This window comes from Endozoicomonas arenosclerae, from assembly GCF_001562015.1.
Lineage (GTDB): Bacteria > Pseudomonadota > Gammaproteobacteria > Pseudomonadales > Endozoicomonadaceae > Endozoicomonas_A > Endozoicomonas_A arenosclerae.
The window spans coordinates 1-14,866 of the sequence record NZ_LASA01000165.1 but is presented as its reverse complement, the minus strand read 5'-3'; the positions used below and the strand labels follow the sequence as shown (position 1 = coordinate 14,866).

Below are 14,866 nucleotides of genomic sequence, written 5' to 3'. Positions count from 1 at the left end.
TTCTTTACAAGAATATCTCTGTCTGTCAGGCTGTGAATCGTCCTTGCCTTGGCGGGTTATGTCTGAGCTGGCACAGTGTGGGCATTTCACCCCGTCAGGCCAGCGAATCTGGCGTATCTGTTCAAAGCACTTGGCGTTGTCGAGGAGGTCATAAAGTTTCATGACACTTTTGTACAAGAAAACGTCTTCTATTCATAGTCAAATAACTCGTCCTCAACCAGCTCCCCAGAATCCATTAAGAGCCTTAATAATAACTACTGGCTAAGAACTCTTTTCAATTCTAATGTTCTCTATCAAGCAGTCTGTTTTCTAATTACTGAAACTTCTAATTGATTTATTTTTTTACTGGATAGTCAACGCAATCTTCAAACAGTAAGTGCTTTCCACTTCTTTTTCAGCTGAGTCAGTTATGTCACGCTTATCACTGATCATTCTGTTTGTACTTTTTTTCTCACTGCCTCTTAAAAGCCTGGCCATGCCCTGTGACCCTGACAAACGCTGGGATGAAGGCACCAATGAGCTTTCCAAAGAAACCGAAAAATGCAACGACCTGGTTGGCAAAGTTCGGAAACAAAACAAACCGGAAACTGAATTCGAATTACAAGAAAAAATGTTGTCGGAAAAAGGGCCGATCAGCGACCTGCCCATCATTGAACGAGAAACGTCATTTTCAGAAAGTTTTGAACCCGGCACCATCGGCGAAATGCTAAACAAAATAAAAGAGAGTCCGGATGTGCAAAATGCCTTGGGCAATGTTGAAGAGATGGCGGAGGCAAGAGCCGCAAAGATTGCAGGCTTTGATGATTCAGGGGTCGATGCTGCCACCAAGATCAGCTTTGATGACGCCTCCAGTCTTACCAATGGTGCATTCAGTAATAAAGAGTTCTCGGATATCAGCCTGACAGAAACCGCTATAGAGGCCATGGGCCTGGATGCCATGGCCGTCATGATTGGGCAGATGCTGATGCCTTCTTTCGACACCCCAACCTTCACAGATCACATGTCAGGTGTAGAAAAAGCCCGTTTAGCGTTGAGTTTTATCCCTATTGTTTCACAGATTTACAATCTCGGAGCGGATATCGCAGAAGCTGTTCAGGGAGGCGTATCTCCTGCCGGAGTCGCTGAAATTGTGACTATTGACCTGTTCAGGGATTTCCAGGGATTCTTCTTACCGGAAACCCCTGCGGAACAATGGGTTCTGGGGGGCATTATAGGCTCCATCAATCAGCAGGGTGCAGCCAACAAGGCCGCCAGCAAGATTGTCGATGCCCTGGCCAAGGATGATTACAATCATAAAGTCGTCAGCGCCCTGCAAAAGAAAGTCGGGCAATTTTATTTTGATACAGTCTGTCCTGTCGGAACCATTGAAGGTGCCTACGGCTGCCTGGTGGATCGAATTGATGACCATGCAGGTAGAACAAAGTGGTCGCATTTCGTCAGTAATGATGTCCTCTATGTTCGTCCGATGGGTGGGCAGTGCCCACCCCAATTCCATTTTGACGGTTCCAACTGTCGATCCGATCCGGAGATCGTAACCGTTGGCCGCAAAGTCTGGAATCTGAAGGAAGGCAGTATCTGGATCTCTCGCTGGCCTCATCAATGCGAGGATGACACCACTTTTGATGGGCACAACTGCAAGGTAAATGGCATTGATGGTGGTATGAAAGACAGACACCCTGTAGTCAAAGAGAACCGCCTATATATCAGTGCCATTGGCAACCACTGCCCGGATGGGTACAAGTACAACAACCTTTACCACCTTTGCCAGCGTAACAAGATTATACGAATGGATGGCCGAAAGGCCTGGACGTGGAAAGACTCTCTGTATACCTCTCCCGCTAAACCACCCAACCCTCGTGATGTTGCCTTGTATCTGTCTCACGCAGAGCTGTATCAGAAATGGGGAGATCCGAATAAAATCTATGACTCAGTCCTTAACTCCAAAGATTACAGCAAGAAATTTTAGGCCAGCCTGGAAGAAATTATGGTTCAACTGCGCGCAGGCTATCCACTGACCATTGCCGCCTATCAAAACAACCTGAAAGCCTCATACCCTGATCAGTCTCTGAGCCACCTGCTTGGCTTTCAATCGCTAGCTTCAGCCCGACTTGGCATACTGCAAAGACAACTGCTTGAACTCAGATACGCATTCAGAGCACAGTTAAATGCTCACCTGAATCTGTCCTATTCCGGTCTAACCGGCTGTGATCACATGATGCCATCCCCTTATTCCACTCGAACGGAAGCCGATCTTTATTCCTGGATGCATTATTGCCAGAGGCAAAATGCCCAGCATGAGGTACTCTCCGTCGAAGGCAGCTCTTTTTCCCTTCATAACAAAAAGATGGCTAAATCCGACGAGCAAGCCATTACCAAAGCCTACGAAACGTACCTTGATCACCGTCAAAAGCTTCTGGAACAAACCGTCAAAGACATGACTCACCTGCGGGATGAAGGAAAAGCCCACTTTGTTACAGACATGAAAGAAAAAGAAGACAAAGTTCAGGTGATGACAAAAGCAAGAGAGGCCGCAGACAAGCTTGTAGAAGACGTCGGTAAATCCGTTCTGGATCAATTAATTAATGGCGAATCGCTCTGTGTAGTTAACTTCCTTCCCGGCAAGAATAACTGCACCGCCAACATTTCAGTCGAGGGAACCATTTTTGGTGAAGATACGACCTACCAGGGCCATAAAGATTTCCATATCAAATGCTTTGGCAGCAAAAAGAATGGAGCCTTATTTGATGCGGTGATGAAAAAAGCTTCCACCGACTCCGCCAGAGTCTGGTTCTCTGGCAACTGCGATTCTGACGTTATGGCTTTTGGTTTTGATCACAGTAAGGATACTCTCTTCAACCCGAAGCAACTTAAGCACAAACAAGCCGCAAGTCTGGCCAAAGTCAGGGATCATTTTCAGGAAGATGTCAGCAAGACCCCTTACTACCTGGATCGCAGTGAGTATGTGAAATACCTGACCCATGAGAAAAAAGCAGCGAACCCTTTCCCTAATAAACAGGACAGCTTCACAGCCAGTAAAGCCACGCAGACCTTGCTGGCTCTGGATAAAAAAAGATCGGATCAGTTAAAAGAGATGGAATCAAAGCTCTATGTTGAAATGCCTGAATTTGTCCACAGCGTGGATAACTTTCTGGTCACCCATCTCAGAGGAAAGAAATCCTATCAAGATGTTCTGCATGCAGACTGGTACAGGGTAGGTGATCACGATAAAGAAAAACTCAATCTGGATTTATTTGAGTATGTTTTTATCAACTATGCCTAGGAGCTATGCAGAATTCGGCAGGTTGAGAAGCAGCAGCAGGGAGACTGTTATGATCTGGTCACACCCTATGCCCGAATGATCATGGATTTTATCTATGGGCTTGATCAGTTAAGGGTTGTTCAAAAGAGCGACAAGGATAAAACCCTGATCTATTCAAGCTATCAGAAACGCCCCAAAAAGCCGCTCCAGAAAGCCCCTGACGGAGGCTGGGCGGGCCTTATTGAAGGCTTGGGAGCGGCCTATCAGTATGCTCATGATCTTGTCTATACCATCAAGCTACCGCCTTTCTCCAAAGTCAATATAAAATCATTGACGCTTCAATTTACTGAATCCCAGTACGGTCAATTGGGCGAAGCTCCCGGACAACTCTACCGTATGAGACTGATGGAACAATCCTATCAGGCATATGGCGGCTGGATGTCCAATCTCGAACACTCCCTCCTCCACCCGATCAGGTGATGGCCGATTACCTGTTAGCCATTAGCGACTCGGACTCAAGCTTGTCTGTCTGGAACCAACTGGACAAGGCGACCATGCGTCATACCCGCAGCTGGCAAAAAGTACTCACTGAATGTCAGATGCAACCCGGGCAAAAGCCTTCAGATTAATTTCCAGACTCCGATGCCGATAGACAGCCTTAAGGGCGATTCTTCATTCACACGTTCACGCCCTGCACCACCGGAGATTCAATGGATAAGAAACCGGATGACGAAGGGAATGTCATTGATCTTTTTACCCGTAAACCCGTTGATGAAAAAGAAAGTGAAAAGATCATAAGGCTGGCTCCAGAGCTGGATGGTCTGGAAATGCTTTACAGCAATGACGCGAACCCTGGCAAACTGTTCAGCATGAAAATTCTCTGCTGGGCGCTGAAAAAAGACGGTACCGTAGATGCCATGGTGCCCTGGCTGAACAAACTGGTACCCGCCCAGGATTTAAACGACCCCTTGAATGGTCATTGGGAAGGTTACTATGACAGCTTCCATGAACACGCTTTTTTTGAACCGCCCGAATACAAAATAACCGAGCTGGAAACCGCTGCCAGCTACTATGAAGTCAAAGAAAACGACTCAAGTCTTATTATTCAGGAAATTGGCGACAACATCGGCACCCACGCCATCATGACCGAAGACAACTTCCACACCATTACGCTGATTCATGTTACCAGCTGGCGTTTATACAATGACGGTCGTATTCATGCGATGCTGGCCGATGAGAAGAAAGTGGAAACCACGCCGATTCTGTCAGGGGATGAATGCCTGTTCCCGGCTCAGGAACACGAAGATTTCAGGTACTTCTTCCACCATATTATTGCCAACAAGATCAAGCACGGCGACGCTGACGCCATTGCCGCGTTTACGCAATTAATTGAAGAGTAAGCCCCCACCTGGAAATCCGGATCATACCGTTTCCTAACCCCTTCACAACGGCCGTTTCAAACAGCCGTTTCATATTGGAAGAGACTCTTTATCCTCTGCCGACACGGCTTTGTACTATCTTAATGCATGCTTAATGCATGTGCGGTGCCCGGACTACCGGGCTGTCATAGTTAATAGATAGTTAATAGATAGTTAATATTCGCAATAAGCCAGGGAGGGGCGTCACAACAAGTAAAGAGGTGAATCACCGTGTACAGACTAAAACCATCGTCCACATCCAGCCTGGTACTGGCCTGCCTGCTGGGCAGTGCCAGCGCCTGGGGGTTGCGGGTTACGCCCAATATCACCTGCATTGTTCCCCCTGCCAGTGTTAACTGCACCTCGGAGGAAGGAAGTTTGTTGATGGAGACAAACTCATCAAACGGCAATGGAGTTTATGACCAAAATAACAACAGACCTAGCCCCCTTGTGTTGGGCAATTTAACCCTGACTCGACTGAATGTGAACATCAACCCGGTGACCGGTTTCGCCACTTCAGCAACCGCCAACTTACGGGCAAACGAGGGCGCTCCATTGCCGTTTACTGGCATTTGCTATGAAAATAAGAATGTTGCTGTTTACCACCAATGGACGGTGGTAGACCCGGTCACCCTGCCCGAGCCGGAATTGTCCCTGACGCCCGGTGCGCTGCATATTCACTACCCCAACCTGCAAGGGGTAGACCTGCAGACCACAGCCCACTTTGGCGGCCCGGCCCAGGTCTACCAGCTGCAGGTGCGGGACGGTAACCAGCAGCCGCTGCTGAACTATGAAGGCGGCATTACCAGCAGCGACACCCAGATTACCCTGCCTCCGGCCTATGATCTGCCACTGAACTTGTCGCTGCCCCTGAGTCTGGCCTACCAGCATGTTTACCACTGCGACCCAGCAGGTGCAACAAGCCCCTTGAGGGCGCTAACCATCTCGCCGGAAGATTCGGGCCTGAGCTGGAGTGCACACCCCTACCGGGAAGATGAAGAAAGCCCCCACTGGCTGCTGAGCCTGCGGCTGCCGTTTCTGGGCTATGACCAGGCACAGCTGGTCTGGCAGGGGGGCGGCAACAGCACTAATAGCACCAGTCCATCTTACAGCCCGACCTTCAACACGGAACCGGGCGACTACCAGATTCAAGCGACCGATCTGCCCCCCGGCCAGTACACCCTGCAACTGGAATACTGTCAGGACGCCCAGTGCCAGCAGGTGGCAACCCGCACCCTGCCGCTGGGGCTGAATGTACCCGAAGCCGATCAGTGGCCCACTGGCGAGGTCGCCTGCGACAACAACGACTGTGACGATGGCCGGGTGACTTTCCGGTTCCGGCAGATTCATTCCGGTGAACTGGATGTCAACCTGACCACCAGCCGTGGCATTAAGCTGCTCAGCTACAGTCTGGACGACCGTCAGCAACCCCTGAAGGTGAACTTTGCTGGTGCCACCGGATTCCAGTACCGCTGGCAGCTGCAGGGCGACCACAGCAGCCAGCCCCTGGTGGTAGAGCAGGGGCATTTCACCCTTCCGGGTAGTTCTGAAGCAACAGACAGTTCGGCATTCCTGGTCACCCCTTCCCCCTCAATGAGTCTGAATGCCGAAGGTGACAATACCGTGCTGGCTGCCAGTGTTGCCTCCGTGGTTACCGCAGTCGTAATTACCGCCGCAGTGGCGCTCGGGGTTGTTGCTTTGGTTCTGGTCTACAAACAGCAACAGACCCGTGCTCTCACTTTGGAGATACCCATGTGAACCGCAAACCGGGTGCAATGGATTCGGGGTCAGACACAGTGCATGTTCAGCCGTTGCCTCAATAGCTGAGTCACTGAGTGTCTGCCCCGAACTCTGTCTGCACTAAAAGGTTCGGGCAGGTATATCTTGCAAAGACGTGAACCCTGTCAATCTGTCTTCTCCTGCTTGCGAATCAGGTAGATGTAGTGTTTTTCAACCTGTTCATGGGACAGCAACTCATGATCGAGAAAGTTACAGAACTTGGGAATATCCCGCTGGGTCGAAGGATCTGTTGCCGTGACCTTAACGGTTTCGCCCGGCTTCATGTCCCTCACTTTATTATGCAACATCATTACCGGCTCGGGGCACAATAGACCCGATGTATCCAGCTCATGATTGATTTCAACACTTTCCGACACATTCACTCCTGTCTTCAACTAACCAGGACCCGGACCGACTCAATGATCGATAAACAATAGCCAGCCCTGCACTGCGCGCCAGCATAAAGGCACTGTAAGCCAACCACAAGCCGTGATTCCCCATATCCCTTGTGAAATACCAGATCGGTAAGAACACCAGCAATGTCGCCACCAACATGGTGTTTTGCATCATATCCGTACGAACAGCGCCAATAAATACCCCATCCAGCCAGTAGCACCAGACTGCAAACAACGGCATGGCTGCCAGCCAAGGCAGATATTCTGCTGCTGTTGCCGCCACGGCAGGAATATCCGTCAGCAGCCCGATCACCTGATTGCCCAGCAAAGAAAAAAGGATGAGGAACAAAACGGCACAAATCAGGGAGCAATACCCTGTAACTCTAACAACCTGTTTAAAACGATCCAGCTTTCCCTGACCCAGCGCTTCGCCACTGAGAGCTTCTGCTGCATGGGCAAAACCATCCAGACCATTGGAGATCAACAACAGAATATTCAGCAACAATGCATTAGCCGCAAGAATATGACTGCCACTTTGTGCCCCCTGGGCGGTGAAAAATGCCTGGGTTCCCAGCAGACAGAGCGTCCTTACAAACAGATGCCGGTTCAACAATAACAACTGACGCATGGAGCTCAGGTTTAGAATGGCTGATCGCTCAAAGGTTCCGGGCTTGTTGAGCAGCGTTCTCTTAACGACCCAGATACCCAACAGCAGACTGGTATAATCGGCAATGACCGTAGCCAGAGCAGCCCCCTGGGTCGCCATATCCAGTCCCAGAACAAAGATAAGATCGAGCACGATATTGACCAGATTGGCCGTGATCAGTATCAACAAAGGACCTTTCGGTCGATGCATACCGATCAGCCAGCCAACCATCGCGTAATTGATCAGAACCGCCGGTGCGGAATAGATTCTTGTAGTGAAATAGATTCGGGCCTGTTCAGCCACTTCTGCCGCAGGATTAAAAAAAGGTAAGGCGATGTTCAACAGTGGACGGTGGATCAGAATAACCACAAAACCAATCAGCAAAGCCAGTAACACCGATTGTGCCAGCCATTGCCGGGTAGCCTGATGATCTTTCTGCCCTAATGCCTGAGCCACCAGCCCGGTGGTCCCCATACGAAGGAAACCGAATGCCCAGAAGACCAGGGTAAAGAGTGTGCTGCCGATGGCCACTCCACCCAGATAGATCTCGGAAGAGAGATGGCCCAGTACACCAGAGTCCACCAACCCCAGCAAAGGCACGGAAATATTGGAAAGAATGGCAGGCCAGGCAAACATCCAGACCCGCCGATACATTGCTGCAGTCGACGTCAACGCCAGCCCCCACAATTGCCTGACAGATAATCAGACCATTGTATGGGACTTTAGTGCTATCCAACATACGTAGAATCGTGAAACGCTACTGACTGCTTCCCGGAGTCAGGTCATCCGGAGCACCGGAAGAATCCTCGTCATCATCACCTTCATCAATAATTCTAAATGGCAGAGATGGCGTGTTACTTCCTGATGATGTGTGGCTGACAGAAGCCTCAGGGTGGGAATCATCCTCGTCCCTTTCCTCCTGATACTCACTGGCGGCCAGGGCATCCTGCAACACCTGTTTTTCGACGGTAAAGCTGGATGTCATGACGTAATAGATATCACTCAGATGACTGGTCATTGTCTTCTGCTCTTCTGTCATGGCTCCTTCGTTCATCCGCTGAGCCCGAGCAACAGGCAACTCTGATCGACCATCATAACGATAGGTATCACCCAATGCTTCGTGACTTTTCTCCAGCTCTTTGATTTCTCGATTCAATGCTTCTTGACCGGCCTGGGCGCTGCGGAGCTGTTCTGTCAATCGCTGCATGGCTTCCAAATGTTCAATGCTTTGTTCAACCAGCCGTTGGTACATATCAATAACCTCGCTCCCTAACGGATGGCTCTCTTCCTGTGGCTTTTCCGTGTTTCTCAAAGCAGCCCTGACACTCTCAAGGTATGACGCGGTTTCCTTCTGCAGCTTTGAAAGCTGTTCGTTAAGCTCTTCTTTACTTGACTGCCACTCAGTGGCCCGCCCCCAGAGATTCTTCATTTTTTGCCAGGCTACTTTAAGAGAACGACTTGGTTCGTGTAGTGAACCCAAGCGATCATCAGCCTTTTCACCGAACTGCCTGATATAGGTTTCCAGAAACTTTTTGGACGTTGCCAGGCCGGATTGAATGGTATCCTGATCGTTTTGTAAGGCTGTTTGCCGCCAGGCTTCCTTCTCTTCTGCAGTTGGCGGTGGAGGCAGTTGTGGAGGGCTGAGAACCACCTCTGAACGATCCGTTGTCAGGTCATAAGTATCGGTCAGGAAACGATAATGGTTCCGAACCCCCAATTGCATTCTCAAGGTGAACTCTTTTTTATCCGGTCTTGTAACCACCGCAGAAGAGAATTCCATGCTAACCCGTATCTCGACATAACTTTCCCTGAGTAAGATTTCCACGTGCTTTTTGGGTTTTGCAGACAACCTGACGGTCCCTGCAAAAATATTGGGATGGCCTTCTATACGCACATGGTCTCCTAGCCCCAATGCCTGCTCTAAAATGCCCTGATTCAGTCCCTGCGATTGCATCTTTTCCCTGACTTCTGAGTCAATATCGACAGGTACCACAAAGCAGACTTCCTTGAGCACCTCCTCCATTAATTCTTTATCATCAAAGTACAGCTCCAGATTAGCCAACAGATCCTGCACCATTCGCTGACTCAACTCTTCAGAAGTTAGCTCTGGCTTACTCTCTTTGATCACCGAGCGATGCTGTTGGTGATGGTAGACCACTTCATTCTTGCCTCGAGACAGAACAATATCCCAGCCTTTTTCGTCCAGTAAGGGTAACGTACAGGAAGGTTGATCTGCGTTTCTGGTTTGACCCAATTCTTCCAGAATACTGACCACCAATTGGTACTCGTCATTATTCCTCATGCGGCGGATCTGTGTTTGACGCACTCTTACTTCTCTGACCGTACGTTGATGGAGAATTTGGTTCAGCTCCTGCTTAAACCGATTTAAAACAGCTGAATCCAGATGCCTTACCAGGAAGGTAGCTATTTGAGCGGTATAACCCTGCACAAGGATATCAGCCAGAAAGACCGGCAGCGGGGCATCAGGCTGACTGCTCACAGGCTTGAACTGTTGCCTCAGCGCAGCTTCATTCTCACTATTGATGTACTCAGCCAGTTTTAAAACGCCTCTACCACGACCTTGCTGCAACTGTTTTTTCAGAACCAGATCATTCATGGCTCTCATCACCCTGAACCGGGTAGTATCCCGAGAGGCTTCAGGCTTTGCGGCTTTTTCTTCCTTCTCAGGAGACTCACTGAACTTTTCAAAGTTATCCGGACCAGAGGGGATACCATCCTCTTCTGGTTTTTCCTCCACTTTGCCTTTTGAATCATCTGGCTCTGGATAGCCGCCATCGGGTGAAGCGGTTTTCTTATCAGATCTGGAAGCTTTATTGCCATCGGTTACTTCTTCAGAATGAACGCTGCTGTCACCCTTGATTTTTTTCTTTGCCGGGGAGTAAACAGGAACATACTCGGCACTGGTCGAGCCTGGAATATAAACAGAAGTACAATGCCTTCTGCCGTAACGACCTTGCAAGTAGACTTCAAAGAAAAAGTAATGCCACTCCCCCAGCTTCATCAGTAATTTTTCAAGGGTTAAATGAGTCCACTCCCCCTTTTTCCAAACACTGATGTGGATGGAGCCATCCATTTCCTGGCTGACGGTATAGTCTTCAACGTCGCCAAAATAAATTCTCAGGTATTCACGAATCAGGCTTTCCATCAAACCATTGGCAGCCAGACAGATATCCATCTGAAAGCTCCTTCCAGGCTTCAGTTTTTCCGGTAACCAGAGTGTGAAGGTTTCTCCTTCATCATACACAATGGTACTAATGGATTTTATGCCTCTTTTAGCTTCTTCCTGTGCACGAGGGGGCTTCAGCTCCAGTTGGATGAAATACTGATTTTTCTTCCTTAAAAGCCTGAGTAACCAACGCTTATCTTCCAACTGATAGAGAGGACCTTTGACAATTTCCAGTGGATCACTGACCAGAGGGGCTGGCAGATGGGGCAGAGCCTCCTCACTGCTGAAAAATGTAACGGGAACACTGTCATGAATATGCGCCTGCATATCCAGGGTGTTAACAAGGGGCCTGGGGTCTCCCCCAACAAAACCATAGGGCAATCCGAAAGCCATGCCATCAAAAAGTGATCCAAAAACCGGCAGCGCTTGAAACAGCCCAACCAACAGCCCTACCCCTTTCCACTTCATACTGACCCGGTGCCCAGATTGAACAAGAGTCAAAATTATAGATGGCTTTTGAATAACTATTCCGAATGCTCAGGTGGTCATTTTAGTGACTTATATTCTGGACTTAATGAAGGCTGCGACTTTCTCTGCTGCTTCGACCAAGTGCTGTTCATGAGTAAAACCAGATTTTACTCTGGGCTTCAAATCATGATTGCCATCTTCCAGCCAATAAAGTTTGATATTATCTGACAGGTCATAAGCCTGAACTGTTGCATAATCACCCATAGCATCACGACTCCCCTGCACCACCAGCAAAGGCAACGAAAAGTCAGCAAGATGCCCTGTCCTGGGTTTATCCTGTTTACCCGGGGCATGAAACGGATACCCTAAACAAACGACACCATCTGCCTTTACCTCAGGAAACTCTGACACCAGAAGACTGGCCATGCGCCCGCCCATGGATTTGCCCCCGATAAACAATGGACCATTATGGTTTGCACGAACCTCTTCAACGACTTCCTGCCAACACGCCAATAATTTAGGTTGCCTGTCCGGAGGTCTTTTCTTGCCGGTTTCTCTTCGTTCCTGCATATAGGGGAATTCAAAGCGCACAACAGTCACACCCGCCGTCATAATCAGGTCGGCCATTTGATTCATAAAATCACTGTCCATGGCCGCACCGGCACCATGAGCAAGTATCAACAATGGAGACCCGGTTTCAGCCCGGTTCCAGATAAGGTTCATAGATCAATAATCCAGAATGAGTAATGCGCTTGATTGTACCCCATTTCCCTGACCCGTCGCTGCCATCTGGACTAAGCTGGACGAAGCACATGTCCTGCTCACTGGCCAGAGTACTACTCTCTATTGTTTGAAATTTACAGACCTTTGTCGTTTTGTCTCTAATCAGCACGTTTCATACACTTCAAATGGAAGCCACTGATGACCCAGGCCCGCTTTACCCAGGGCTCAACAATGAAGCATGTCATTGTCATGAGTCTCAGCAATGCAGCAGGCATCACCACCCTGTTTCTTGTCGACCTTCTTGACCTGTTCTTTCTCAGTCTTCTGGGTGAAAAGTTTCTGGCTGCCGCTATCGGCTATGCCGGAACCATTCTGTTTCTCACTTCGTCACTGGGCATTGGTTTATCCATTGCGGCAGGGGCTCTGATCTCAAGAGCCATTGGCAGTCATAACCGGGAAAGAGCTTGTCAGTTTCAGGTGAACATCTGTTTCCTGGTTCTGTTGATCAGCGTCATTCTGGCTATTATTTTCTGGCTTTTGATCCCTCAACTGCTCACCCTTCTGGGAGCCACCGGGAGAGTTCATGAGCTGGCCACTCAATACCTGAACATTCTGATTCCTTCCATGCCTCTGGTCAGTCTGGCCATGACACTGGGAGCCGGCCTGAGAGCTGTGGGGGATGCCAAGCTGTCCATGACATCTTCACTCTCAGCCGGTGCTGTGAACGCCATTCTGGATCCTATTCTGATCTTTCTCCTGGAATTGAATATTGAAGGCGCAGCCATTGCTTCAGTGATGGCCCGGGTCACACTGTTTGGCGTTTCCTGTTACGGTATTTTTCATAAACACAAACTTTATTCCCCCTTCCACATTTCCAGGTTTGCCAAGGACCTCAAAAACATTATGGCCATTGCCCTGCCCGCCATTGCAACCAACCTGGCCATGCCTTTCAGCAGCGCCTGGATGGTTCGCTACATGTCGCAGTACGGTGATAGCTATGTGGCTGGCTACTCAATCATTAATCGACTGATACCTGTTGCCTTTGGTGTCATATTTGCCCTGTCCGGAGCTGTGGGTCCTATAGTAGGCCAAAATTTCGGAGCAAGACTGATCGGCCGAGTCCGGGAATCACTTCGCAACGCTATTCTATTCACAGTGTGTTATGTCGTGATGATTTCAGTGGTTCTGTTTTTTCTGCAGGATATGTTTATAGAGGTATTCAGGGCCCGTCGTGAAGCTGCCAGTCTCGTGTCGTTTTTCTGCACCTGGATTGCCATCAGTTTTGTATTTACCGGCACACTGTTTGTCACCAACGCCGCCTTTAACAATCTGGGCAAACCTGGATACTCCACTCTTTTAAACTGGGGTAGAGCCACTCTGGGTACGATTCCTTTCATATGGCTCGCCTCTGAGTATATGGGTGCTTATGGCGTTCTGGTGGGTCAGGCTGCAGGCGGGATTCTATTCTCTGCGATAGCAGTATGGCTCGGCTTTCGAACCATCGACTCCATTGAATGCAAGGTCACTCGACAGGACATCATTGCCAGTATCATGACCCATCAAGAGGAAACTACAGCCTGCTCCTTCTATCCAATGTCATCTGAATGTTCACAACTTGCACAAATGGCTGAAGAAGGTGAATGCGAAGAGGCCTGCAACCTTCCCGATAAAGCCAAGCAAGCGTCTTGATCCAGAGCATAAACCGCTGCATGCTATGGGTCGTTGTTTCGCAAACTGACGTTAGAGTTGGAAATGAGCACACCACAATCAGGAATTACTCCAGAAGCCAATACCGATGCCTGCTTTCTGGTTTTAAATATCAAGCAAGATGCAGACAGCCTTGATCAGATAAAAAAGACCTGTGCACTGATTCCCAGACTGACCCGGGATCTCAATGAACAGTATCCGGATGCAAGACTGTCCTCCACCATCAGCATGGGCAGCAAGGCCTGGGACGCTTTGTACAATACCAGTAAACCGGCTCTTCTTGCTCCTTTCAAAGCCGTGGCAGAAGGAAACCGGTTGGCACCGGCTACGCCGGGTGATCTGCTGCTCCATATCCGTTCCAACCGAAAGGACATCAACTTTATCCTGCTGCACAGAACCATGGATCATTTTGGCCAGGCCGTTGAGGTTCAGGAAGACGAGACAGGTTTCCGTTACCTGGACAGCCGTGACCTGACAGGCTTTGTGGATGGCACTGAAAACCCCCAGGGTGATAACAGAGCCAGCGTGACCCTGGTGGGTGATGAAGATAACTCGTTTTCCGGTGGCTGCTATATCCACACTCAGAAGTGGGTTCACAAGTTCAATCAATGGAACAATCTGGCAGTGGCTGATCAGGAAAAAGTGATTGGACGCACCAAGGAAGACGACATTGAATTCAGTGGTGAAGAAAAAGCACCCACCGCTCACGTCAAACGCTCCAACGTCAAGAACAGTGAAGGCAAGAGCATGGAAATCCTGCGTCACAGCATGCCCTATGGCAATGCCAGTGAAGGCGGACTTTATTTCGTTTCCTACTGCCGAACCCCGGTTCACTTTGACAAAATGCTGGAATCCATGATCAAGGCTGACAGCCACGGTCATTATGATCACTTGATGAACTATTCCCAGGCGGTCACCGGCTGTGCGTTCTTTGCACCTTCCGTAGAGTTCCTGGAATCCAACTCCTGACTTCTTTCTGACTTCGATATCAATAACTGGTGTTCCCGGCTTGTATAGGCACTTTGGGAGCATCAGTGCTTATTCTGAACTAAGGAACCTGCGAATAAGTCCCTGATCATGAGATAATAATCTCAGCAGCTTGATCAGAGGTAGTCATGGACCAACAACTCTCTTTTTCCGACAGTGAATTCAGCCAGAAGCGACGCAGAACTCGTAGGGAAATTTTTCTTGAAAGAATGGAGGTTCTGATTCCATGGAAACGCTTAGAGGCCGTAATCGAGCCCTATTACCCTAAGCGTGGCAACGGAAGACCTCCTTATCCTC

General features: G+C 49.2%; 14 protein-coding genes. 9 read left to right on the top strand and 5 right to left on the bottom strand.

The annotated features are described in order from the left end of the window. On the bottom strand, positions 1–162 hold a 162-nt coding region (locus WG89_RS33035; RefSeq protein ID WP_172806677.1), incomplete at its 3' end, for a transposase. 247 nt (positions 163–409) lie between these two features. Here WG89_RS33035 and WG89_RS24815 point away from each other — a divergent pair. The 6 genes from WG89_RS24815 (at position 410) to WG89_RS24795 (ending at position 6,435) form a co-directional block, all read left to right on the top strand. After that, entirely contained in the window at positions 410–1,966 is a 1,557-nt protein-coding gene (locus tag WG89_RS24815; protein WP_153301811.1) for a hypothetical protein, read from the top strand. 18 nt (positions 1,967–1,984) lie between these two features. Next, the gene (locus tag WG89_RS24810; RefSeq protein WP_062270373.1) at positions 1,985–3,280 is read left to right on the top strand and encodes a hypothetical protein; all 1,296 of its coding nucleotides are present in this window, start codon (positions 1,985–1,987) and stop codon (positions 3,278–3,280) included. A gap of 81 nt (positions 3,281–3,361) precedes the next feature. Then, the gene (locus WG89_RS24805) at positions 3,362–3,739 is read left to right on the top strand and encodes a hypothetical protein (protein WP_153301810.1); all 378 of its coding nucleotides are present in this window, start codon (positions 3,362–3,364) and stop codon (positions 3,737–3,739) included. Next, the gene (locus WG89_RS30670) at positions 3,739–3,888 is read left to right on the top strand and encodes a DUF3080 family protein (protein WP_153301809.1); all 150 of its coding nucleotides are present in this window, start codon (positions 3,739–3,741) and stop codon (positions 3,886–3,888) included. The genes WG89_RS24805 and WG89_RS30670 overlap by 1 nt, the downstream gene beginning before the upstream one ends. A gap of 81 nt (positions 3,889–3,969) precedes the next feature. Next, positions 3,970–4,659 (top strand): hypothetical protein, encoded by a 690-nt coding sequence (locus WG89_RS24800; RefSeq protein WP_062270371.1) that lies wholly within the window; start codon positions 3,970–3,972, stop codon positions 4,657–4,659. Positions 4,660–4,908: 249 nt separating this feature from the next. After that, positions 4,909–6,435 carry a hypothetical protein gene (locus tag WG89_RS24795; protein ID WP_062270370.1) on the top strand — a complete coding sequence of 509 codons (1,527 nt, stop codon included), beginning with the start codon at positions 4,909–4,911 and terminating at the stop codon, positions 6,433–6,435. Positions 6,436–6,581: 146 nt separating this feature from the next. Here WG89_RS24795 and tusA read toward each other — a convergent pair whose 3' ends face one another. The 4 genes from tusA to WG89_RS24775 form a co-directional block, all read right to left on the bottom strand. Continuing rightward, positions 6,582–6,833, bottom strand: a complete 252-nt coding sequence (gene tusA, locus WG89_RS24790; protein WP_062270369.1) for a sulfurtransferase TusA — start codon at positions 6,831–6,833, stop codon at positions 6,582–6,584. Continuing rightward, the gene (locus WG89_RS24785; RefSeq protein ID WP_153301808.1) at positions 6,817–8,169 is read right to left on the bottom strand and encodes an MATE family efflux transporter; all 1,353 of its coding nucleotides are present in this window, start codon (positions 8,167–8,169) and stop codon (positions 6,817–6,819) included. The genes tusA and WG89_RS24785 overlap by 17 nt, the downstream gene beginning before the upstream one ends. A gap of 85 nt (positions 8,170–8,254) precedes the next feature. Continuing rightward, positions 8,255–11,152, bottom strand: a complete 2,898-nt coding sequence (locus tag WG89_RS24780) for a hypothetical protein (protein ID WP_062270367.1) — start codon at positions 11,150–11,152, stop codon at positions 8,255–8,257. A gap of 90 nt (positions 11,153–11,242) precedes the next feature. Further along, positions 11,243–11,875, bottom strand: a complete 633-nt coding sequence (locus tag WG89_RS24775) for an alpha/beta family hydrolase (protein WP_062270366.1) — start codon at positions 11,873–11,875, stop codon at positions 11,243–11,245. A gap of 198 nt (positions 11,876–12,073) precedes the next feature. Between WG89_RS24775 and WG89_RS24770 the strand changes: the two genes are divergently transcribed. The 3 genes from WG89_RS24770 to WG89_RS32330 form a co-directional block, all read left to right on the top strand. Then, positions 12,074–13,564, top strand: a complete 1,491-nt coding sequence (locus tag WG89_RS24770) for an MATE family efflux transporter (protein ID WP_062270365.1) — start codon at positions 12,074–12,076, stop codon at positions 13,562–13,564. Positions 13,565–13,627: 63 nt separating this feature from the next. After that, complete coding sequence (locus WG89_RS24765; protein ID WP_062270364.1) at positions 13,628–14,551, top strand: Dyp-type peroxidase; 924 nt, start codon at positions 13,628–13,630, stop codon at positions 14,549–14,551. Positions 14,552–14,697: 146 nt separating this feature from the next. Beyond that, positions 14,698–14,866 (top strand): transposase (locus tag WG89_RS32330; protein ID WP_062260605.1); only part of this gene is annotated, 169 nt, incomplete at its 3' end.

What these genes read in the sequence shown, in the direction of transcription:
- WG89_RS24805 (WP_153301810.1), top strand. Translation starts at nt 3,362, where the DNA reads ATGGATTTTATCTATGGGCTTGATCAGTTAAGGGTTGTTCAAAAGAGC.
- WG89_RS24815 (WP_153301811.1), top strand. Translation starts at nt 410, where the DNA reads ATGTCACGCTTATCACTGATCATTCTGTTTGTACTTTTTTTCTCACTG.
- WG89_RS24765 (WP_062270364.1), top strand. Translation starts at nt 13,628, where the DNA reads ATGAGCACACCACAATCAGGAATTACTCCAGAAGCCAATACCGATGCC.
- WG89_RS24775 (WP_062270366.1), bottom strand. Translation starts at nt 11,875, where the DNA reads ATGAACCTTATCTGGAACCGGGCTGAAACCGGGTCTCCATTGTTGATA.
- WG89_RS24810 (WP_062270373.1), top strand. Translation starts at nt 1,985, where the DNA reads ATGGTTCAACTGCGCGCAGGCTATCCACTGACCATTGCCGCCTATCAA.
- WG89_RS24770 (WP_062270365.1), top strand. Translation starts at nt 12,074, where the DNA reads ATGACCCAGGCCCGCTTTACCCAGGGCTCAACAATGAAGCATGTCATT.
- WG89_RS24800 (WP_062270371.1), top strand. Translation starts at nt 3,970, where the DNA reads ATGGATAAGAAACCGGATGACGAAGGGAATGTCATTGATCTTTTTACC.
- WG89_RS30670 (WP_153301809.1), top strand. Translation starts at nt 3,739, where the DNA reads ATGGCCGATTACCTGTTAGCCATTAGCGACTCGGACTCAAGCTTGTCT.
- WG89_RS24780 (WP_062270367.1), bottom strand. Translation starts at nt 11,152, where the DNA reads ATGAAGTGGAAAGGGGTAGGGCTGTTGGTTGGGCTGTTTCAAGCGCTG.